The sequence below is a fragment of the Serratia aquatilis genome (assembly GCF_044865145.1).
GTDB lineage: Bacteria > Pseudomonadota > Gammaproteobacteria > Enterobacterales > Enterobacteriaceae > Chania > Chania aquatilis.
This window is the reverse complement of sequence record NZ_CP173186.1, coordinates 5,277,696-5,297,803: the sequence shown is the minus strand read 5'-3', so window position 1 is coordinate 5,297,803 and position 20,108 is coordinate 5,277,696. Positions and strand designations below refer to the sequence as shown.

The window sequence follows — 20,108 nt, the reverse complement described above, 5'->3', positions numbered from 1 at the left end:
TCGGCAGATAACCGTTTATTATTTTTCAATCAGTGAAAGATATTTATCTATTATGCATTCCTGATCGAATCGCTGGTATATTTCCGGCGTGATGGTTGGTGGGTTATTCCAGGCTAACTTTAATTTCTCAGCTAATGATTCAGCATTCATTTCAGCCATATAGGCTGCCAATACCCCAGACATGATCTCTGCGACACCACCCGGGCAGCCTGTGCTGACGATGGGTGTTCGGCAGATCAAGGCTTCGATCAATACCGTTGGTAATCCTTCGCTGTCAGAGCTGAGTGCGACCATGCGTGCGCCTTTGATGGCGGGCAATGGGTTTGGGTTGAAACCGGCCATGATCACCTGCTGTTGGATACCCAGCGTACTGATTTTCTCTTCGATAGCCGCTTTGATCTGCTCTTCTCCCTGGCCGATTAACACCAGCTTACAAGGAAGCTGGGCAAGGGCGAAGGCTTCTAACAAGCGGTCGTGACGTTTTACCGGGTGAAAACGGCCCACATGCAACACATACTCTTCCCCGGCAAACGGGTTAACGGCATTTGCGCGCTGCTCTAGCTCGGGAATATTGAACGGATTATAGATGGTAACCAGCTGTGCTGGTTGGAGCCCAAGCTGTTGAATCAGATCGTCACCGACTGCATCGGAGACAGCAATCATGTTACGGTTCTTATACACCTGCTGCATTTTACGTTGTTTTATCCAACGGCGCAGACCGGTTTTGTTACCTAAATAAGAACGGGATAACATGCCGTGAACGCAGTGCCAAACGTTGCATGATTGGAGCTCACGTGAGCGCACTACGATACGGTCGGTTTTATGTAAGCTGGAAATGACCAACGCCGGGCGGCCTGATTTGGCAAACAGATTGGAGAGCTGCCGGTCGAGTGAAGCGGCGCGCCGGGTCAATTCTGTCAATTTGCGTAGTGGCCCGCGACCATTATCGTGATCGACGATATAGTCGATCCCTTGCGGGATTTCATAATCCTGTCGCTGACTCAACGAAAGCACCGTGACGTGATGACCGCGCTGATAAATGCCTTTCGCCAGAGCCAATGTGATGTTTTCTGCCCCACCGCCGGGTAGACCATCGATTATAAACAGAATGTGTTGTTTCATTCCGGGAGTAACCTCTGGTAGAGATCGACCAATTGTCGGGATAAGTGTGCTGGGGTGTGCGGCAAAATAGAGAATCTCGCTGCTTCCCCCATATTGGATCCCAGAGCTTGCTGTGGCAGGGCGTGGATAGCATCGATGAGGGCACTCACATCCAGAGCCTCACTGACAAAGCCATTCTTCCCTTGGGTGATAAACTCGGCACCACCGCAGTTAGTGCTGGTGATCACCGGAAGCCCGCATGACATCGCTTCCAGGATCACATTGGGGAAGGGATCATACAGCGTTGGCAATAATAGCGCGTCAGCCGCCTGATAGAATGGCAGAGTTTGTTTCTGTACGCCCATAAACCGGACCCGGTCACTACAACCCAGTGATTGTGCTAGCGAACGGTAACGTTTCTCTGCCTTATCCTTGCCGACAACCAAAAGATAGCTGTCGGTTGCGGCGACGGCGCGGATGGCAGCCGCCAGACCTTTTCGTTCAAAGCCTGAACCGACAAAAATCAGGCAGTGCGCCTGTTGTGGGATTTGGTACTGCGCCCGCAATTGCTGCCGCAGTTGCTCGTTTGCCGGTAAAAACTTCTGGTTATCGATGGCGTTGTAGATCACGGTAATTTTATCGGCAGGCACACCGAAAGCCTCGATGATTTCCCGCTTGATCATCTCCGCGTTGCATATCACCGCTTTCAGTTCTGGTGCCGAGTACATCGCGTGTTCGGCGCACATCACATAGCGGTGATAGCGGTTGGAGAACAACCATTTACGCTGCCACTCGGGGAGCAGACGGGCGCGCTGCAGCAACCAGCGGCGGTGGACACCATCACCCGCGCGATAAATATCGCAGCCAGGAATGCGCTCATGGCTTTGCACCAGATCGAATTTTTCTTTCTGCCATATTGCCCTTGCCGCTTCAGCAAAGCCGCGCTCACGGCTGATGCGCCCGAGTTTCATTGGATTGCACAGATGGATGTGCCAATTCGGATTGATATCGCCCTGCCATTCGCGGGTAATAACGTTCAGATCCAGATCTTGTTGTTCCAACGCTTCCAATGCTCGGGATACGAAACGCTCTGCTCCGCCGTCCGGGCGATACTTCTGGCGGACAATCGCCAAACGAAATGCTTTCATGCAAGCGTGCTCCGCGCGGCTTCAATCACCACGTCTGTAGGAATAAGGTCGAGGTAACGCTCATCGGTACCGGTATTGACGGCATCGGGATCGGGCAGAGGGCCGAAGTCCCCGGCCCAGATCACCTGGCCGATAACCTGCCAGGGGCGCCAGAATATCAGTTTGGATGGCCCGAAAAGAGCGATACAAGGCGTTTGTAACGCCGCTGCCATATGCATGGGAACCGAATCTACCCCAATAAACAGTTTGGCATGATCGATCAGGGCCGCCAATTGCCGCAGAGTCAACTGCCCTGCCAGCGATACCACACCAAGCTGCGGGCACTGAGCTAAAATTTGCGCCACCATGCTTTGTTCTCTGGCATCCGGCCCGGAGGTGATCACCAGTTGGTGGCCTTCAGTTTGCAGCGCACTGATGGTGGCCGCCATTTTTTCTTCGCTCCAGCATTTGAAGAACCAGCGCGAAGTGGGTTGTACCACGATATAGTTACCTGTGACGCCATTTTGTTGCAAAAGTTCGCTGCTGGCTTGCCAGTCTTGCGGGCTGTAACTCATGGTCACTTGCTGGCTGATAGCGGGCAAGTGAAGGGGTTGCAGCAGTGAAAGGTTTTGCTCAACGGTATGTTGATGTGCATGTTCAGACACAGGGACTAGCTGGGTATGGCAATGGCGCCACAGAAAGCCACGGCGTTTGGGAAAATCAAAACCCAGGCGGATACGCGCACAGGTGAGGCGGGTAATCAACGCACTGCGCCACTGATCGGCCAGGTTGAGTACCAGATCGTAACGTTGTGCCTTCAACTGACGGATGAGGTTCAGTTCGTGACGCAAATGGGCTTTGGTACCCTGCTTTTTCCATTGGCGGTCGATGACAAATATTTGCGACAGCGCTGGGTTACTTGCCAGCATATCCTGAGTTTCTTTATATAGCAGTACGTCAATCTGTGCGCTGGGATAGTTTTGCCGCAGGGTATTAATCACCGGCGTGGTCAGCAGCATATCGCCATGATGGCGAAGTTTAACAATCAGAATACGTTGTACTGGTGATACAGAAGCTAAGGCTGGCACGTCGTTCATCATGAGTCGCTTTCAGGGAAACCAGTGCCTGATTCTAAATGACCGGATCGCATGTGGCTACCATTGCCCGGTTTTCTTGCCTGTCGCCGCAAAAATAACGGCTCATGGTGACGAATACGACGCTATATTGTCCATTTGGGGCAGTAAAGTCGTTTGCCCTGAGGAAACGGGCTGCGTAACATAATAAGTTCTGTTGATATCAGGCTAGATATTTATGACTAAACCGGCGTTTCTTATCACCATTGATACTGAAGGCGATAATCTGTGGCAAAACCACGACCGCATTTCGACCGAAAACACACGTTTTCTACCACGCTTTCAGGCGCTGTGCGAAAAATATGCCTTCAAGCCGGTTTACCTTACCAACTATGAAATGGCGGTGGATGCAAAGTACGTTGAATTTGCCAGCGATGTGATTGCTCGTGGAACGGGTGAGGTTGGTATGCATCTGCACGCATGGAACAGTCCGCCGCTGATGCCGCTCACTGATGATGACTGGCGGCATAAACCCTATCTGATCGAATACCCGGCTGACCAGATTAGAGCCAAGGTCGATCATATGACCAAACTCTTGGAGGATACTTTCCAGACCAAGATGCTTAGCCATCGGGCCGGGCGTTGGGCGTTTAATGAGTTTTATGCCGCATTGTTGCTGGAATATGGCTATCAGGTTGATTGCTCCGTCACGCCGCGCGTGAATTGGCAGTATTCGCCGGGCGATCCCCGGGGTAACGGGGGAACTGATTACCGTCATTTTCCGTCGCAAGCCTACTTCATCGACCCAACTGACATTGCCAGGCCCGGTAATTCGACCTTACTGGAAGTCCCGATGAGTATTCAGTACAAGCACTCCGCGCTGATGAATGCGGTAAAGCAGGGTTATGACAGACTGCGGGGCAAAAAACGCTCGCCGTCAGTGCATTGGTTGCGCCCAACGGGTAACAATCTGGAGCAGATGAAGCTGGTGGTTGAGCGCTCTCTGGCACAGGGGCATGATTATGTTGAATTCATGCTGCACTCTTCCGAGTTTATGCCCGGAGGCAGCCCGACGTTTAAAAACCAGCAGGATATTGAAGCGCTGTATCGCGAATTGGAGCAGCTGTTTGACTGGTTGCTGCCACGTACGATTGGCATGACGTTGGCTGAGTATTATCAAAAACAGGTGAACGCTGGTTAATGACATGAAGATCAGAAAATTGAAGTACGCGCACTGGTTTTTATCTGCATACAGTTTGCTGTTCGGCAATATTAAACCCAGAGAGTCGTTACGAGCAGACTACCCGTTCAAACGGATTGTGGTGTATTCCACGACCGCGCTGGGGGATTTTATGTTCAACACCCCAGCCATGCGTGCACTGCGTGAGCGTTATCCTGAGGCACATATCACCCTGGTGGCTGGTACCGTTAATTACGGGATGGTGAAAGACTACGCCTGTTTTGATGAAGTGATTTTCTGGAACAATAAATTCAAGGACATGTTATCAGCGGTATATAAACTGCGAAGAAACCGACCTGAACTGGCTGTGATCCTGCATGGTCACTTGCCTTACGATATTATCAGTGCGGTTTTGGCGGGCTGCCAATATATCCTGAGAGACAATTACCTTACTTTGCCAAAGGGAATAGATTCCTGGGTGATCAGTTGTTCACTGAATTTTGATGGTCACTTGATCCAGCGTAAGCTGGATCTGATGCAATTTTTGGGTGGTGACCGCTCCAAAATTGAGATGGAAATTCCTTGTACGTTCGAGAAATTAGCCAAACCTGCCGGGCGGACAAGGATTGGCTTCAATATGGGAGCTTCTACCCGTGAACGTTGCTGGCCAGTGGGATATTTTACCGAGTTGGCCAAACAACTGATCGATCGTTATGACGATAAGATCGATGTAGTGGTTATTGGTTCTAAAGCCGATCAGGATCTGATCGATACGTTGACTGCTGAACTGGATAGTAGCCAACAGCAGCGGCTGATTAGTTACGTGGGTAAAACGACGTTGCCGCAATTAGTTGGCGTCATTGATTCGCTGGATGTATTGGTGACTGGTGATACTGGCCCACTCCATTTGGCCGTAGCGCTTAAAGTGCCGACCATCAGCCTGTTTGTGACGGTTAATCCAAAACATACCGGCCCTTATCAGGATAAAGAAATACATCAGATAATCGATCTCACCGGTAGCTATGATAGTACATTGGAAGGGGAACAGCCGTTGTCGATTATTTCCGTAGCGCAAGTGTACGGTGTATTAGAGAAAATGCACATTATCCCGGTAACAGAATAACCCTTGAAAAGCGAAAGGGTAAAATGAAAATTGTCATTGCAGGATATGCATTGTGGGGTTATGGAAGGAATAATATTGTTCAACTTCTTTGTTGAATAGATAGATCATACTTTAAGTAATTCTAGTTACATGGTCAGCATATCTCTCACAGAGGGCCATTTTAGTATCCCCCTGCAGCACAGGGGGATACTTATTAACAGTTTTTTGTGGAAATTTGTTTCTTAAACAGTGCGATACACACTAAATAGAAAATCACTGACTCTGGACTGGTTAATAATACATCTGTTAAGCCATAAACAATCATGCAACAACCGATCATCAATAGCGGTGTATTTTTATCCACTAACGATTTCATCGTGATATAACCATAGAAAAAAAACACTGTCAGCAAGCCAACCACACCTTGCAGCGAGGCTGCTTCAAGCAGTTCATCATGTAAGTGCACGTTAATATAAGTCAGGGCTGTTTTATTTTGCGGAGCTTTGGCGATGATTTCTGCTGCTTGTGCGTAGCGTGCTTCAACGGTATTGCCGAACGGATGCTGCAAGAATATATCAAATCCGACCTTCCATAATGAGAAGCGAGAACCGAGTGACGAGAGGTCATCTCCTTTCTGATATAGCATAATCTCTTCGCTGGTTTGTTCGATCTTGGGCTTGATATATTTACTGTAGGTTGCCATACCCACCAGCCCTAACAATACCAGAACGATCAGAATCGGTTTAAGATGGATCCTGCGGAAGTGGAATAATATCATCAGCAGCATGAGAAATAGATGTGCAAGCACTGCGGCACGGGTTCCAGTCATGATCACAATCAGAAAGGAAATAATAATTACCGCAGCGGCTGCCACATAGTAGCTGGTGTTTTTTTTGAGCTTGATGAGAAGGTAGACAAGCAGAATTGAGAGCGTTGAGTAGATATAAGCCGCGACGGTTGCACGGTTGGTACTAAAATCGATGCGCTCAATGCTATGGTAAACCTGATAGATGCCGTAACCTGTTGCCAGCACAAAAGCCAGTGCAAATCCGGTGAGTAAATACTGGCGATAATTGAACGTGGTTAAATAGTGAGAAAAGTAGTTGAGATAGAAAACTAACACACCACCGACAATCAATTTTTTACCTGAATCCAGTTGAGGACCAGCCAAACCATAATCCGGCATGTGACGATAAAGCACCAACGTCCAGATAATTTTTACCAGACCTATCAGAATGATAGCATAAGAAATATCCATTTTTGGCAAGCGGATATTCTTCCTTTCAACGAAAAGCCCAATCATGGCAATGTAGAAAGAAAAATAGAACAGCTCCCTTTGTCTACTGGTCATCATCAAGGTAAGTACGATAGCAGAAATGGCCAGTAAAAAACTGACAAAATATAATCTTTGCTCTATTTTTTCCATAACAGTTTTGCCGCTCTTTTTTTATAACTGAATCTGACTTTCGGGTTTAAAAAAAATCTGAGACTGCAGGTTTCATGCGCTTTTTTATTGAGTATATCCAAGTGCTCGTCTAGCGTGATCCATTTTTTCTGCTTCAACTCGATGTCCAGCCAGTGACACAAAACCAGATCGTGAAAATTTTCGCCAAAAAGAGAATCCATTTTCTCGGTACATACAAAAAGATTTTTTATCCTTTCTGCCGAGGGAGAGTTCGACAAGCTAGAGCTGCGTTTTATATACAGATAATGACTCTCGCGAGAATAAATAATACTCTGGGATTGTGTCAGGAGTTGCGGAAAAATATAGAAGTCCTCGTAGCAGCTAAAGTCAGGGATTGGGTTAGCCTGAAGCAGCGATCTTTTGATAAACTGACCAATCAGATGTGCTTGGAAATCTTTATGGATAAGGAAACGCGTTATTGCTTCATTTTGGGTCAGTAATTCCGTTTTTAACCCTTTCCAGTTTTGATCTACATCGGTAATTTCATGTACTTCATGCAGCTTGGTTAGCAGCAGGTCAGGCTTGTTCTGGTAGAGAAAAGAGGATATCTCATTAAGAGATCCTTTTTTCAGCAGATCGTCACTGTCGAGCATGGTGATATATTCACCATGACTATTAGCAATGGCAAAGTTACGCACCTTGCCAATGTTTTTGAATTCAACATTGAAAGAACGTGCTTGAGGGTGAGTTTGGGTAAACTCGGATAACACCGCTTCAGTGTTATCGCTGGATGCATCATTGATGAGAATGATTTCGCAATCAGTGATGCTCTCGCCTAGGGCGTCAAGCAGGCTCTGCAAGGTTTCACGTAGATAATTACCGCTGTTGTGGGCGGCAATTATCACGCTGAGCAGGATATTTGGCTTGGGCATACTTAATAAAGCTCCTCATTGGTCAGAAGCGGTGCTAATAATCCCATCACCCGTTCGGCACTGATATCCGCCATGCGAATCCCCGTATCAGGGCAGCAAACATGTTGATTCCGCCCGTAGCCCCCAATCAACCCAGGATCGGTTGGGCCGAAAAGGGTAATGTTTGGGCGATCCAAGGCGGCGGTCAGGTGGCTGAGTCCGGTATCGACCGAAACCACCGCTTTTGCCCCTGCCAGCACTTCTGCCACCTGTTGCAAACTGAGTTTTGGCAGCACTTCAACATGGGAAAACCCTTCCGCCAGCCTTAAGGCCCGCTGGTGCTCATGTGTTGCACCCCAGGGGAGTTTGACTCTCATCCCAGTCGGGGCGATCAACTGCATCAGTTCGCGCCAGTTTTGCTCTGGCCAGTGTTTTTCATCACGCGTAGTAGCGTGAAGAAAAACCACATATTGCCCTGCATCCGCTGGGGGATGGCTGAGGAAATGGCTGGCAATCGCGTAGTCACCCTTATTCTGCGGTTTTTCATAACCCAGGCTTTTGGCGAACAGTTCACGAATGCGTTCTACGGCATGTTGCTGCTTATCAATCTCGTGGCGATGATTGTAGAACCAACTGGCAAATGGCTCACGTGCACTTTTACAATCCGGGCCGTGCTTGCTGCCACGGGCAACGCGCGTCACCAAGGCTGCACTCTTCATCAAGCCTTGAGCATCTATCACGATATCATAGCTGCGTTCTTGCACTTTGCGCTTGAAATCACAGCGCTGTTGGCGCGTTTCTTCACCAAACCAGTTTTTACGCCAGCGGCGAATAGCGACCGGGATCACGCGCTCGACTGCCGGATGCCAACTAGGGATTTGGCTGAACCCTTCCTCTACTACCCAATCGAAACGAATGCCGGGGATGGCGAGCATGGCGTCGGTCAAGGCAGGCAATGTATGCAGTACATCCCCCATCGAAGAGGTTTTAACGATCAGAACTTGCATGGTTATTCCTCGCTGGCGGCAAGTAATGGCGTCAGCGCGTCTAACACCTGTTGCGGTTGGATATCGATCAGACTTTGGTGATAGCCCTGATCGGCATCACCTTTACGAACTTTTTGATAGCCACTGATCAAACGGATCACTTTGGCCTGGTTGGACAATGGTGGCGTGAAATCCGGGCTGCTTGGGCCATACAATGCGATAAGTGGTTTATTCAACGCAGCGGCAATGTGCATCAACCCGGAATCATTACTTACCACGGCCCGGCAAGACGCTAATAGGATCACTGCCTGTTCGAGCTGGGTTTCCCCGGCCAGATTGAAACAGAAATCGCGTGCGCTCTCTGCCAAGGCCGAGCGGATCTGTTCACCGGCTTGGTTGTCTTTGGCCGAGCCAAAGAGGGCGATTTGGTAGCCAGCGTCGATCAACATTTGCGCCAGCGTCGCGTAGTGGTAGTGCGGCCAGCGCTTGGCCGGGCCAAATTCGGCACCAGGGCAAAAGCCGATAATTGGCCGATGATCGGTGAGGTTAAACGCAGAAGTGGTTTCGGCAATTTCTTCATCGCTGACCCGCAATTGCGGCCAGAGCAGCGGTTGGGGGAGATCTTCAGCGCGTTGTATGCGCTGCCTATCGTAAGCCAGCGCCACGTAGCGTTGCACCATCAGCGGAAAAGCCGCTTTATCCAGCAAACGCATGTCGTTAAGCAGACCGTAACGCATTTCACCGCGCCAGCCGATACGTTGCGGTACGTTGGCGAAGAATGGCACCAAGGCCGACTTGAAAGAGTTGGGCAGCACATAGGCGCGATCGTAACCGTTGGCGCGCAGCGTGTGGCCCAGACGGCGGCGTTCGCCTAAAGCCAAAGCGCCATGGCCTAGTGGCATGGCCAATGCCTGGTTGACTTCAGGCATACGTGCCAGCAGAGGACGGCACCAGGCGGGAGCCATGACATCGATTTCTGCTGACGGGTACTCGGCCTTCAGGGTGCGGTAGAGACTTTGCGACATCATCATATCGCCAACCCATGAAGGGCCAATGACCAGTATTTTCATACCGTTAACAGTTTCCTTCGGCTTAAGCGGTACGGTTTAACCAGGCCATGTATTCTTTAACGCCTTCGGCTACCGTTTTGAACGGAGCATCATAACCGGCTGCGCGCAGATTGGTCAGGTCGGCCTGGGTATAGGCCTGATAGCGACCTTTCAGTTTTTCAGGGAATTCAATGTATTCCACCGCGCCTGATTGATGGTAGTCCACCACCGCATCAGCGACCGCCTGGAAGGTTTCTGCACGGCCAGTACCGCAGTTGAAGATGCCGGAGACGCCGCTCTTCCAGAACCACAGGTTGACTGCTGCTACGTCGCCAACGTAGATAAAGTCGCGCTTAAAGCTTTCGCTGCCAGCGAACAGTTTTGGAGCCTCACCACGGTTGATCTGGTTATTCAGATGGAACGCCACGCTGGCCATGCTGCCTTTGTGGCCTTCACGTGGGCCGTAAACGTTGAAGTAACGGAAACCACACACCTGTGAATCCGCTTCTGGCAGGATCTCACGCACATACTGGTCAAACAGGAATTTAGAATAGCCATAGACGTTCAGCGGCTGTTCGTACTGGCGCTCTTCGATGAAGTTATCGGTACGGCCACCGTAAGTGGCGGCGGAGGAGGCATACAGGAACGGGATTTGACGGTCGAGGCAGAAGTGCAGGATGTCTTTGGAATATTGATAGTTGTTGTCCATCATGTACTTGCCATCCCACTCGGTAGTGGAAGAACAGGCACCTTGGTGGAAAATAGCGTCGATCTCACCCAAATCATCACCGGCCATAATGCTGGCGATGAAATCTTCTTTGTCCATATAGTCGGCAATATCAAGGTCGACCAGATTGACAAATTTGGTACCATCTTTCAGGTTATCTACCACTAGAATATCACGATATCCGTTATCATTCAGTGCCTTAACGATATTGCTGCCAATCATGCCAGCGCCGCCAGTGACGATAATCATTGGGTTTACCCCTGTATTCTTCCCGGTGGTGCACGATGCCCCACCCCTATGCCACCTATAATAGCATTTCATGCCATTGGGAACATCGGAATGGCTCTTAATATCCTGCCCTGCTGAAAAATGCCATAGTTTGCCGTGATATCTGCTACAACTTTCATATTCTCTGCTTTGCATTGTCGTCAGTTTGCCAACAAATCAGTAAAATATGCCGAAAATGTGCCTATTTTGGAGATTACCGAATGTCCTCTTCCTTTTACCAGCAACTGGAACAACAGCTTGCTACCACTCGTGCCGAAGGGCTGTTCAAAGAAGAACGGATTATTACCTCTGCGCAACAGGCTGATATTGCCGTTGCGGATGGCCGTCACGTCATTAATTTCTGTGCCAATAACTATCTGGGATTGGCCAATCACCCGGCACTGATTGCGGCAGCAAAGGCAGGGATGGACAGTCATGGTTTCGGTATGGCTTCAGTACGCTTTATCTGCGGCACGCAGGACAACCACAAGCAGCTGGAGCGAAAGCTGGCTGATTTTCTGGGAATGGAAGATGCCATTCTCTATTCCTCTTGTTTTGATGCTAACGGTGGGCTGTTTGAAACCTTGCTCGGCCCGGAAGATGCCATTATTTCAGATGCCTTGAACCATGCTTCGATCATCGACGGTGTTCGCCTTTGTAAGGCTAAACGCTATCGTTATGCCAATAATGATATGAACCAACTGGCCGAACAGTTGAAGCAGGCCAAAGCCGAGGGTGCGCGTCACATCATGATCGCCACCGATGGCGTTTTCTCAATGGATGGTGTGATTGCTAACCTGAAAGGCGTGTGCGATCTGGCCGATGAATACGACGCACTGGTGATGGTTGATGACTCACACGCGGTGGGTTTTGTCGGCGCTAACGGCCGTGGGACCCATGAGTACTGCGAAGTAATGGGCCGCGTCGATATCATTACCGGTACCTTAGGCAAGGCGTTAGGCGGAGCATCCGGTGGTTATACGGCGGCGAAGAAAGAAGTTGTGGAGTGGCTGCGTCAGCGTTCACGTCCTTATCTGTTCTCCAACTCGCTGGCACCGGCGATTGTTGCGGCTTCCATTGAGGTATTGAAACTGCTTGAAGACGGCGATGCAATGCGCGAGCGTCTTTGGGCCAATGCCCGCCTGTTCCGCGAAAGAATGACCGCAGCAGGTTTTACTCTTGCAGGGGCCGATCATGCCATCATTCCGGTGATGTTGGGAGAGGCCAAACTGGCGCAGGACTTCGCCAATGCATTGCTTAAGGAAGGCATCTATGTCACGGGGTTCTTCTACCCGGTGGTGCCGCAAGGCCAGGCGCGTATCCGTACCCAGATGTCCGCCGATCACTCACCGGAACAGATTGAACGTGCGATTGAGGCGTTTATCCGCATAGGTAAAACGCTTGGCGTAATTGCGTAAGGTAATTTCATGAAAGCATTATCTAAATTGAAAGCGGAAGAAGGCATCTGGATGACCGATGTTCCCCAGCCAGAATTGGGGCATAACGATGTCATGATCAAGATCTGCAAAACTGCAATCTGCGGTACTGATGTACATATCTATAACTGGGACAATTGGTCGCAGAAAACCATTCCGGTACCTATGGTGGTGGGCCATGAGTATGTGGGTGAAGTGGTGGCGATTGGTCAGGAAGTCAAAGGCTTCAATATCGGTGACCGTGTTTCTGGTGAAGGGCATATTACCTGTGGACACTGCCGTAACTGCCGTGGTGGCCGCACTCATCTGTGCCGGAATACCACCGGTGTGGGTGTTAACCGTCCAGGCGCATTCGCTGAGTACTTGGTGATCCCGGCGTTTAATGCCTTTAAAATCCCGGACAATATCTCTGATGAACTGGCTTCGATTTTCGACCCGTTTGGTAATGCCGTGCACACTGCATTGTCTTTCGACCTGGTTGGGGAGGATGTGCTGGTTTCTGGTGCGGGCCCGATTGGCATCATGGCAGCGGCAGTGTGTAAGCACGTCGGCGCGCGCTATGTGGTGATCACCGATGTGAATGAATATCGGCTGGAACTGGCGCGTAAGATGGGTGTTACCCGTGCGGTGAACGTCAGTAAGGAAAACCTGAACGATGTGATGGCCGAACTGGGCATGACGGAAGGGTTTGACGTAGGTCTGGAGATGTCTGGTGCACCACCGGCATTCCGTACTCTGCTTAATGCCATGAACCACGGTGGCCGGATCGCGATGTTGGGTATCCCACCATCAGATATGTCGATCGACTGGAATCAGGTGATTTTCAAAGGGCTGTTTATCAAAGGGATTTATGGCCGTGAAATGTTTGAAACCTGGTACAAGATGGCCGCATTGATCCAATCCGGTTTGGATCTGACACCAATGATTACCCATCGTTTCTCTATTGACGAGTTCCAGCAGGGTTTTGATGCCATGCGTTCTGGACAGTCCGGGAAAGTTATTTTGAGTTGGGATTGATGTAACAGGCGGAACTCTGGTTCCGCCTGAGGTTGATGACAAAGTCGCCTTCTGACCCGAGATACCCGGGCCTAGCGCACCGAGGGGCGCTCCGACGGCTTACGCCGTTACGACCCCATCGGCACGCTCTCCCTAATAACGGGGTTTGTCAGCAGTCTGAGGTGGAAAACTCTGGTTCCGCCTATTCACTCAACCCTTTGGCTTGGTTTGCGCCAAGTCTATCCAGTGCTGCCAATGGTGCTTGATCAACGCCACTACCGGTGATTGCGTCAGACTCTCTCCGATGACGCTCATTACCTGGCCTGCGTTCACGCCTTGTTTTGGCAATTTGACCTTGCACTGCTTGATTGCGCCAGTAAACGGATTTTTCGGCTTGGTCTTGTTCGGCTTGAGCGGTGGAACATAGCTACCGCCGCTTTGTTGTGGTTCATTGAGCAGCGAACTGGGTTTCACCAGCACGATATCACCGGGTAATGTCGCCAACATTTGTTGCAGTACTTTGACCGTGGCAGGTCGCGGGTGGCCTATGGCGATTGCTGAGCCGTTACGGCGGGCCAACTCAACGGCACGATTGAACTGACGACGGATATCGTCCGGGTTGGCGGTATCGTCAAGGAACACCTTGCGTTTAATCACCTTCACCCCGGTGCCTGCAGCTGCGCGTGTTGCCTGACTGTTACCGATAGTCATACTGTCAAGAAAGTAGAGCTGGTAGCTCTCAAGAGCATGCATCACTTTCTGCATACTTGGGAGGCTGGAGGTCATGGCACTACCCATGTGGTTATTCATCCCCACCGCATAAGGCACGTTATTCACCGCGTTACGGATGATGCGTTGTACTTCTTCGCTGCTCATGGAGGGTTGCAATGTATCGCGCTCAAGCGATTGTTTACTGAGCGGGGCCATTGGCATGTGGATCAACACTTCGCGCCCCTGGCTATGCGCTTTGGTGGCCATCAGGTGTGCATGTGGCGCATTGGGCAGCACGGCAACGGAGATTGCTACCGGCATTTGCAGTACGGCGTTCTCCTCATGCGGGCGATAGCCCACATCATCGATGACAATCGAGAGTTTTCCTGCCTGCGCTGTGCTTGCCAACAGTAAAGAACTCCACAATAGGGCAGTACGCATTTTGGGATAGAACAAACCTACCTTCCTAACCACGGCAGTGGGTTAACGGCCTGACCCTGGCGACGGATTTCAAAATAGAGCGACGGCGTTCCCCGGCCACCACTGGTGCCGACCAGTGCGATGGGCTGACCAGCCCGCACCTGTGCACCGACGTTGACCAAGGCACTCTGGTTGTAACCATACAGGCTCATATCACCTTTACCGTGTTCAACCACGACTACCAGGCCATAGCCTTGCAGCCAGTCGGCAAGCAGCACTCGTCCATCGGCAATAGCCTTCACTTCGCTGCCTTCGGAGGCGGAAATAACCATACCCTTCCAGCGTAACTCACCTTGCAGTTGTTCGCCAAAGCGGTGTTCAATGCGGCCGCGTACCGGCCATACGGCTTGCCCTTCTGGCCTGCCCAGACCACCGGTTCGTGCCATCAATGAACGTTCACCTTCGCTGGGTTTATAGCTGGTGCCGGTTTTCTTCGCCTGCTGCTCTTTCGCCTTGACCTGCTCACGGACTTTTGCCGCCTCACGAGCTTCACGCTCGGCACGGGCCTTGGCTTCTCGCTCGGCGCGGGCGATTTGATCGCGCAAACGGGTTTCGTTTTGACGCAGCTCAACCAAGCGCTGTTGATCTTTCTCCAGTGACGCTTCTAGTGCTGTCAGGGTTTTTTTACGTGCGCTGCGCGCCTGTTCCAGCTTCTGTTGCTGGATCTGCTGCTCGCTGAGTAGTGATTTCTGTTGGCTCTGTTTGGTGACAAGCGAACTCTTCTGTTCCGCCAACTGGGCTCGGGTTTGCTTCAACTGTTCAATGGATTGCTGACGCGCTTCATTCAGATAGCCGAAATAGGCCAGAATGCGTTCACTGCGTTGACTCTCTTCGCCGCTGAGTATCAGTTGCAATGCACTGTGCTGCCCCTGCCGGAAAGCGGCATCGAGTTGCTTGGCGAGGATCTCTTGCTGGGTGGATTGCTGTTGTTGCAGTTTGGCGATTGAGGTATTCAGGCCCGAAATATCTTTGCCCAGTTCAGTCAGTGAACCTTGGGTATCATGCAATGCACGGCTGGCTTGCGCGATGGTTTTTTCCTGCAGTTTGAGCTGATCCTGCAGTGAACTGCGCTGTAGCTGTTGCCGCTTAACCGCTTTCTCTTTTTCTGCAATGCTCTGTTGAACGTCTTTGAGTTGGGATTTGTTGTCTTCCGCAGCGGTGCTGGTTAGCGGCAACAACAGTGCGCCAGCGAAAAAAACGCTGGCGCAGACGGTGGTTAACTTGCTAGGCGCAGAGCGTTCAGGCAGCGGTTGGCTGCCTGAGTTTGCGCTTCGGGTCACCCTTGATAGTGCAAAATTCGCCTTCTCCCTCATGGAGAAGGATTATTCCACGATGAACAGCGGCTTACCAGTCATCTCTTGTGGGATTTCCATGCCCATCAGTGCCAGCATGGTTGGTGCGATGTCCGACAGTTTGCCGCCTTCAACTGCTTTAGCAGGTTTGCCGATGTAGATCAGCGGTACTGGCAAGCTGGTATGCGCGGTATGCGCCTGGCCCGTTGCCGGATCGCTCATTTGCTCGGCATTACCGTGATCGGCGGTGATCAACAGTTGGCCGTCAACGGCTTTAACGGCATCAACCACTTGCGCAATGCAATTATCTAGTGTTTCGACTGCTTTGATCGCTGCTTCATATACGCCAGTGTGGCCAACCATATCACCGTTCGGATAGTTACAGATGATGGCATCATATTTGCCGCTGTTGATAGCCGTCAGCAGTTTCTCGGTCAACTCAGCGGAACTCATTTCAGGCTGCAGGTCGTAAGTGGCAACTTTAGGTGAGTTGATCAACACGCGCTCTTCACCTTTGAATGGCTCTTCAACGCCACCGTTGTAGAAGAAGGTCACGTGGGCGTATTTTTCGGTTTCCGAGATGCGCAGCTGTGTTTTGTCGTGCTTCATCAGCCATTCACCAAAGGTGTTGGTCAGTGATGCTGGTGGATACGCGCAGGCAGTCTTAATGTCGGCAGCGTATTCGGTCAACATCACGAAATCACCGAACTTGACGACTTTGCCACGCGGGAATCCATCAAAATCCGAATTGATGAAGGTGCGAGTGATCTGGCGCGCCCGGTCAGCACGGAAGTTCATAAAGATCAACGCATCGCCATCGTTCATTTCAGCGTTGGCTTCACCTGCAGCCTGAATTACGGTCGGTTTGACGAATTCGTCGTTTTCATCACGGGCATAGGCAGCTTGCAGGGCGGCAACGGCGTTATCCGCCGTGTATTCACCTTTTGCCTGGGTCATCAGATCATAAGCTAATTGCACACGATCCCAGCGATTATCACGATCCATCGCATAGTAACGGCCAATGACTGAGGCAATGCGCCCGGCACCCAGTTTGGCAAATTCGTCACTGAAACGTTTCAGTGAATTTTCAGCACTACGCGGCGGAGTGTCACGCCCATCCAGGAAGGCATGGAGGTAAACCGCTTTGGCGCCACGCTGAGCGGCCAGCTTGATCATCGCCAGAATATGGTCTTCATGGCTGTGCACGCCACCAGGGGACAACAGGCCCATAATATGAACCGCTTTGCCTGCGTTCACTGCTTTATCTACTGCGGCGGTCAGGGTTGGGTTGGCGAAGAAGTCACCGTCTTTGATCTCTTTATCCAGACGAGTCAGGTCCTGATACACGATGCGGCCAGCGCCTAAATTCACGTGGCCAACCTCGGAGTTGCCCATCTGTCCATCAGGTAGGCCGACATCCAGGCCTGAAGCCGCAATCAGAGTATGTGGCTGTTGTTGCCACAGGCGGTCCATGACCGGCGTTCTAGCGTTCAGGATGGCGTTATCCTGCTGTTCTTCCCGGTGGCCATAACCGTCCAGGATCACCAGAACCATGGGCTTTTTCGTGCTCGACATTGCAGTAACCTCGTTATAATCGCTTAAGTTGTGAATAGCCATCAGCCTGCTACTGTGGGATTGATGGCTATTCACCCTCCAAAACCGAACGATTCTACAACGAAACGGGCTAAAAAGAGCCCAGAAAGATCAAAGTTGCGTTGTACGGTGCAGACTTTCCAGACACCATTGAGGTAATTTTTCAGCGCACTGCGCAGTTTATGCATTCGCGTTTGCTTATTGGCTGTATTTGCTTCATTCGGCAGGTATACTCTGAAACCTTGACTTATTTTTCCCTTAACTGACGGGAGTTGTTACACCCCATGCTGCAAGAAATTATGCAATTTGTCAGCCGGCACCCCATACTTAGTCTCGCTTGGATTGTACTGCTGGTTGCCGTGATCGTTATGACCTTCAAGAGCCGTTTTTCCAAGGTTAAGGAGATCGCTCGCGGTGAAGCTACCCTGTTGATAAACAAAGAAGATGCTGTGATAGTTGATACCCGCAGCCGGGACGACTTCCGCAGAGGCCATATTGCCAACGCCATCAATCTGACGGCGAGTGAGCTCAAAGGCGGTAGCTACGGTGAGTTGGAAAAACACAAGGCTCAGCCGGTCATCGTGGTTTGCGCCAATGGCACAACATCCCGCGAACCGGCAGAACACCTGAGCAAAGCGGGTTTCGAAAAGGTTTATACCCTGAAAGACGGCGTTGCCGGCTGGAGTGGGGAAAACCTGCCATTGGTTCGTGGCAAGTAATTTTTTACTGTTTTTGAGGGAGGTTCCATGGCTAACATTGAGATTTACACCAAGGCAACCTGCCCGTTCTGTCATCGCGCTAAAGCGTTGCTGAACAGTAAGGGCGCCGCGTTTAGAGAGATCGCCATTGACGGTGATAACGTTAAACGTGAAGCAATGATTGCGCGTAGTGGGCGAACCACCGTGCCTCAGATTTTCATCGACGGCCAGCACATTGGTGGTTGCGATGATTTACATGCACTCGATGCTCGTGGTGGCTTGGATCCACTGCTTTAAGCAGGCAGTTATACCTCTCCCGCTTTTTTCTTATTGGGAAAGGTGTTCCGGTTACTGAGTGTCAATAAGGATATTTAACCAAGGGTACTAGACAAATGTCAGAACAAAACACCACAGAGATGGCTTTCCAGATCCAACGTATCTATACCAAGGATATCTCATTCGAAGCGCCAAACGCTCCGCAGGTATTCCAGCAAGAATGGCAACCAGAAGTTAAACTTGATCTTGATACGGCTTCCAGTCAATTGACTGATGATGTGTATGAAGTTGTACTGCGCGTGACCGTAACAGCAACTCTGGGTGAAGAAACCGCGTTCCTGTGCGAAGTTCAGCAGGCCGGGATTTTCTCTGTGGCTGGTATCGAAGGTACGCAACTGGCCCATTGCCTGGGCGCATACTGCCCGAACATTCTGTTCCCGTATGCGCGTGAGTGCATCACCAGCCTGGTTTCACGCGGTACATTCCCGCAGTTGAACCTGGCACCGGTAAACTTTGACGCCCTGTTCATGAACTATCTGCAGCAGCAGGCGGAAGGCGAAGGTGCCGAACAACATCAGGATGCCTGATGAATACCGTCAATGCTTCAATGACTGTAATCGGTGCCGGCTCTTACGGCACCGCATTGGCCATTACGCTGGCGCGTAATGGCCACCCGGTAGTGCTATGGGGGCATAACCCCGAACAGATTCAGATCATGCAGCGCGATCGCTGTAATCAGGCGTTTCTTCCTGACGTTGCCTTCCCTGATACGTTACTGCTCGAAGCCGATCTGGCCTCTGCGCTAGCGGCCAGCCGCGATGTGCTGGTTGTCGTTCCCAGCCATGTCTTTGGCGACGTATTGCGTCAGTTAAAACCCTATCTGCGCCCGGATGCCCGTATTGTATGGGCCACCAAAGGTCTGGAAGCGGAAACGGGGCGGCTGTTGCAGGATGTTGCTCGTGAAGCGCTAGGGGATATTATTCCGCTTGCGGTAGTCTCTGGGCCAACGTTTGCCAAAGAACTGGCAGCCGGTTTGCCAACGGCAATTGCCTTGGCGGCAACTGATGAGCAGTTTGCTGACGATCTTCAGCAACTATTGCACTGTGGTAAAAGCTTCCGCGTCTACAGTAATCCTGATTTCATCGGAGTACAGTTGGGTGGCGCGGTGAAAAACGTGATTGCCATTGGTGCGGGGATGTCTGACGGTATCGGTTTTGGCGCAAACGCACGTACCGCACTGATCACCCGTGGCCTGGCGGAAATGAGCCGTCTTGGCTCCGCACTGGGTGCCGATCCCGCGACGTTTATGGGGATGGCCGGGCTGGGAGATCTGGTCTTGACCTGTACTGACAACCAATCACGCAACCGGCGTTTCGGTATTATGTTGGGGCAGGGTTTAGGGGTTCAGGAAGCGCAGGACAGTATTGGCCAGGTAGTTGAAGGCTATCGCAATACCAAAGAGGTGTTGGCGCTGGCTAAACGCCACGGTGTAGAAATGCCGATTACCGAGCAGATCTATCAGGTGTTGTACTGTGCGAAAAATGCTCGAGAAGCCGCGTTAAGCCTGCTTGGACGCACCAGGAAAGATGAAAAGCACGGTGCTTGACCTTGTTAGCGTTTAGGTATTGAACCCGTGGGCGCGATTCAATAAGTAGATAGATTAAGCCATCTTGCTGGAGTTTCGCGGGTGGTTCGTTT

The 20,108-nt window shown here is 51.0% G+C and carries 19 protein-coding genes; 8 read left to right on the top strand and 11 right to left on the bottom strand.

Going from position 1 to position 20,108, the window contains the following annotated elements:
• Nucleotides 1-18 precede the first annotated feature (18 nt).
• Genes SAQUA_RS24070 through rfaQ form a run of 3 tightly spaced genes read right to left on the bottom strand, consistent with a single transcriptional unit; the run spans nucleotide 19 to nucleotide 3,328 of the window.
• Nucleotides 19-1,122: a glycosyltransferase gene (locus SAQUA_RS24070; protein ID WP_380674222.1), complete on the bottom strand. Its 1,104-nt coding sequence runs from the start codon at nucleotides 1,120-1,122 to the stop codon at nucleotides 19-21.
• On the bottom strand, nucleotides 1,119-2,249 hold the full coding sequence (locus SAQUA_RS24065) for a glycosyltransferase family 4 protein (protein ID WP_380674223.1): 1,131 nt from the start codon (nucleotides 2,247-2,249) through the stop codon (nucleotides 1,119-1,121). Before SAQUA_RS24065 ends, SAQUA_RS24070 begins: the two co-directional genes overlap by 4 nt.
• Nucleotides 2,246-3,328 (bottom strand): putative lipopolysaccharide heptosyltransferase III, encoded by a 1,083-nt coding sequence (gene rfaQ / locus SAQUA_RS24060; RefSeq protein WP_380674224.1) that lies wholly within the window; start codon nucleotides 3,326-3,328, stop codon nucleotides 2,246-2,248. Before rfaQ ends, SAQUA_RS24065 begins: the two co-directional genes overlap by 4 nt.
• A 211-nt stretch (nucleotides 3,329-3,539) precedes the next feature.
• On the opposite strand from rfaQ, the gene SAQUA_RS24055 reads away from it, so the two are divergent.
• Both SAQUA_RS24055 and SAQUA_RS24050 read left to right on the top strand, forming a co-directional pair.
• Nucleotides 3,540-4,502: a polysaccharide deacetylase family protein gene (locus tag SAQUA_RS24055; protein ID WP_380674225.1), complete on the top strand. Its 963-nt coding sequence runs from the start codon at nucleotides 3,540-3,542 to the stop codon at nucleotides 4,500-4,502.
• A gap of 4 nt (nucleotides 4,503-4,506) precedes the next feature.
• A complete protein-coding gene (locus SAQUA_RS24050) occupies nucleotides 4,507-5,604 on the top strand; it encodes a glycosyltransferase family 9 protein (RefSeq protein ID WP_380674226.1) in 1,098 nt (365 codons plus the stop codon).
• A gap of 193 nt (nucleotides 5,605-5,797) precedes the next feature.
• Here SAQUA_RS24050 and SAQUA_RS24045 read toward each other — a convergent pair whose 3' ends face one another.
• From SAQUA_RS24045 to rfaD, 5 genes are read right to left on the bottom strand one after another with little or no spacing between them, the layout of a single operon-like run.
• Nucleotides 5,798-7,009, bottom strand: a complete 1,212-nt coding sequence (locus tag SAQUA_RS24045) for an O-antigen ligase family protein (RefSeq protein WP_380674227.1) — start codon at nucleotides 7,007-7,009, stop codon at nucleotides 5,798-5,800.
• A complete protein-coding gene (locus SAQUA_RS24040) occupies nucleotides 6,997-7,920 on the bottom strand; it encodes a glycosyltransferase family 2 protein (RefSeq protein WP_380674228.1) in 924 nt (307 codons plus the stop codon). The genes SAQUA_RS24045 and SAQUA_RS24040 overlap by 13 nt, the downstream gene beginning before the upstream one ends.
• A gap of 2 nt (nucleotides 7,921-7,922) precedes the next feature.
• Nucleotides 7,923-8,906, bottom strand: a complete 984-nt coding sequence (rfaC, locus tag SAQUA_RS24035; protein ID WP_380674229.1) for a lipopolysaccharide heptosyltransferase RfaC — start codon at nucleotides 8,904-8,906, stop codon at nucleotides 7,923-7,925.
• A gap of 2 nt (nucleotides 8,907-8,908) precedes the next feature.
• Complete coding sequence (gene rfaF, locus SAQUA_RS24030; protein WP_380674230.1) at nucleotides 8,909-9,955, bottom strand: ADP-heptose--LPS heptosyltransferase RfaF; 1,047 nt, start codon at nucleotides 9,953-9,955, stop codon at nucleotides 8,909-8,911.
• A 22-nt stretch (nucleotides 9,956-9,977) separates the two neighbouring features.
• Nucleotides 9,978-10,910, bottom strand: a complete 933-nt coding sequence (gene rfaD / locus SAQUA_RS24025; RefSeq protein WP_380674231.1) for an ADP-glyceromanno-heptose 6-epimerase — start codon at nucleotides 10,908-10,910, stop codon at nucleotides 9,978-9,980.
• A gap of 239 nt (nucleotides 10,911-11,149) precedes the next feature.
• Here rfaD and kbl point away from each other — a divergent pair, with 239 nt between their 5' ends.
• The gene (gene kbl, locus SAQUA_RS24020; RefSeq protein WP_380674232.1) at nucleotides 11,150-12,346 is read left to right on the top strand and encodes a glycine C-acetyltransferase; all 1,197 of its coding nucleotides are present in this window, start codon (nucleotides 11,150-11,152) and stop codon (nucleotides 12,344-12,346) included.
• A 9-nt stretch (nucleotides 12,347-12,355) separates the two neighbouring features.
• Nucleotides 12,356-13,381: an L-threonine 3-dehydrogenase gene (gene tdh, locus SAQUA_RS24015; protein ID WP_380674233.1), complete on the top strand. Its 1,026-nt coding sequence runs from the start codon at nucleotides 12,356-12,358 to the stop codon at nucleotides 13,379-13,381.
• A gap of 189 nt (nucleotides 13,382-13,570) precedes the next feature.
• Here tdh and SAQUA_RS24010 read toward each other — a convergent pair whose 3' ends face one another.
• From SAQUA_RS24010 to gpmM, 3 genes are read right to left on the bottom strand one after another with little or no spacing between them, the layout of a single operon-like run.
• A complete protein-coding gene (locus tag SAQUA_RS24010) occupies nucleotides 13,571-14,527 on the bottom strand; it encodes a divergent polysaccharide deacetylase family protein (RefSeq protein ID WP_380674234.1) in 957 nt (318 codons plus the stop codon).
• A 2-nt stretch (nucleotides 14,528-14,529) separates the two neighbouring features.
• A complete protein-coding gene (gene envC, locus SAQUA_RS24005; RefSeq protein ID WP_380674235.1) occupies nucleotides 14,530-15,864 on the bottom strand; it encodes a murein hydrolase activator EnvC in 1,335 nt (444 codons plus the stop codon).
• Between the two features lie 9 nt (nucleotides 15,865-15,873).
• Complete coding sequence (gpmM, locus tag SAQUA_RS24000) at nucleotides 15,874-17,418, bottom strand: 2,3-bisphosphoglycerate-independent phosphoglycerate mutase (protein ID WP_380674236.1); 1,545 nt, start codon at nucleotides 17,416-17,418, stop codon at nucleotides 15,874-15,876.
• Nucleotides 17,419-17,720: 302 nt separating this feature from the next.
• On the opposite strand from gpmM, the gene SAQUA_RS23995 reads away from it, so the two are divergent.
• The 4 genes from SAQUA_RS23995 (at nucleotide 17,721) to gpsA (ending at nucleotide 20,016) form a co-directional block, all read left to right on the top strand.
• Nucleotides 17,721-18,155, top strand: coding sequence for a rhodanese-like domain-containing protein (locus SAQUA_RS23995; RefSeq protein ID WP_380674237.1), 435 nt, complete (start codon nucleotides 17,721-17,723; stop codon nucleotides 18,153-18,155).
• 27 nt (nucleotides 18,156-18,182) lie between these two features.
• On the top strand, nucleotides 18,183-18,431 hold the full coding sequence (gene grxC, locus SAQUA_RS23990; RefSeq protein ID WP_380674238.1) for a glutaredoxin 3: 249 nt from the start codon (nucleotides 18,183-18,185) through the stop codon (nucleotides 18,429-18,431).
• 95 nt (nucleotides 18,432-18,526) lie between these two features.
• A complete protein-coding gene (gene secB, locus SAQUA_RS23985) occupies nucleotides 18,527-18,997 on the top strand; it encodes a protein-export chaperone SecB (protein WP_380674239.1) in 471 nt (156 codons plus the stop codon).
• On the top strand, nucleotides 18,997-20,016 hold the full coding sequence (gene gpsA / locus SAQUA_RS23980) for an NAD(P)H-dependent glycerol-3-phosphate dehydrogenase (RefSeq protein WP_380674240.1): 1,020 nt from the start codon (nucleotides 18,997-18,999) through the stop codon (nucleotides 20,014-20,016). The genes secB and gpsA overlap by 1 nt, the downstream gene beginning before the upstream one ends.
• Nucleotides 20,017-20,108 lie beyond the last annotated feature (92 nt).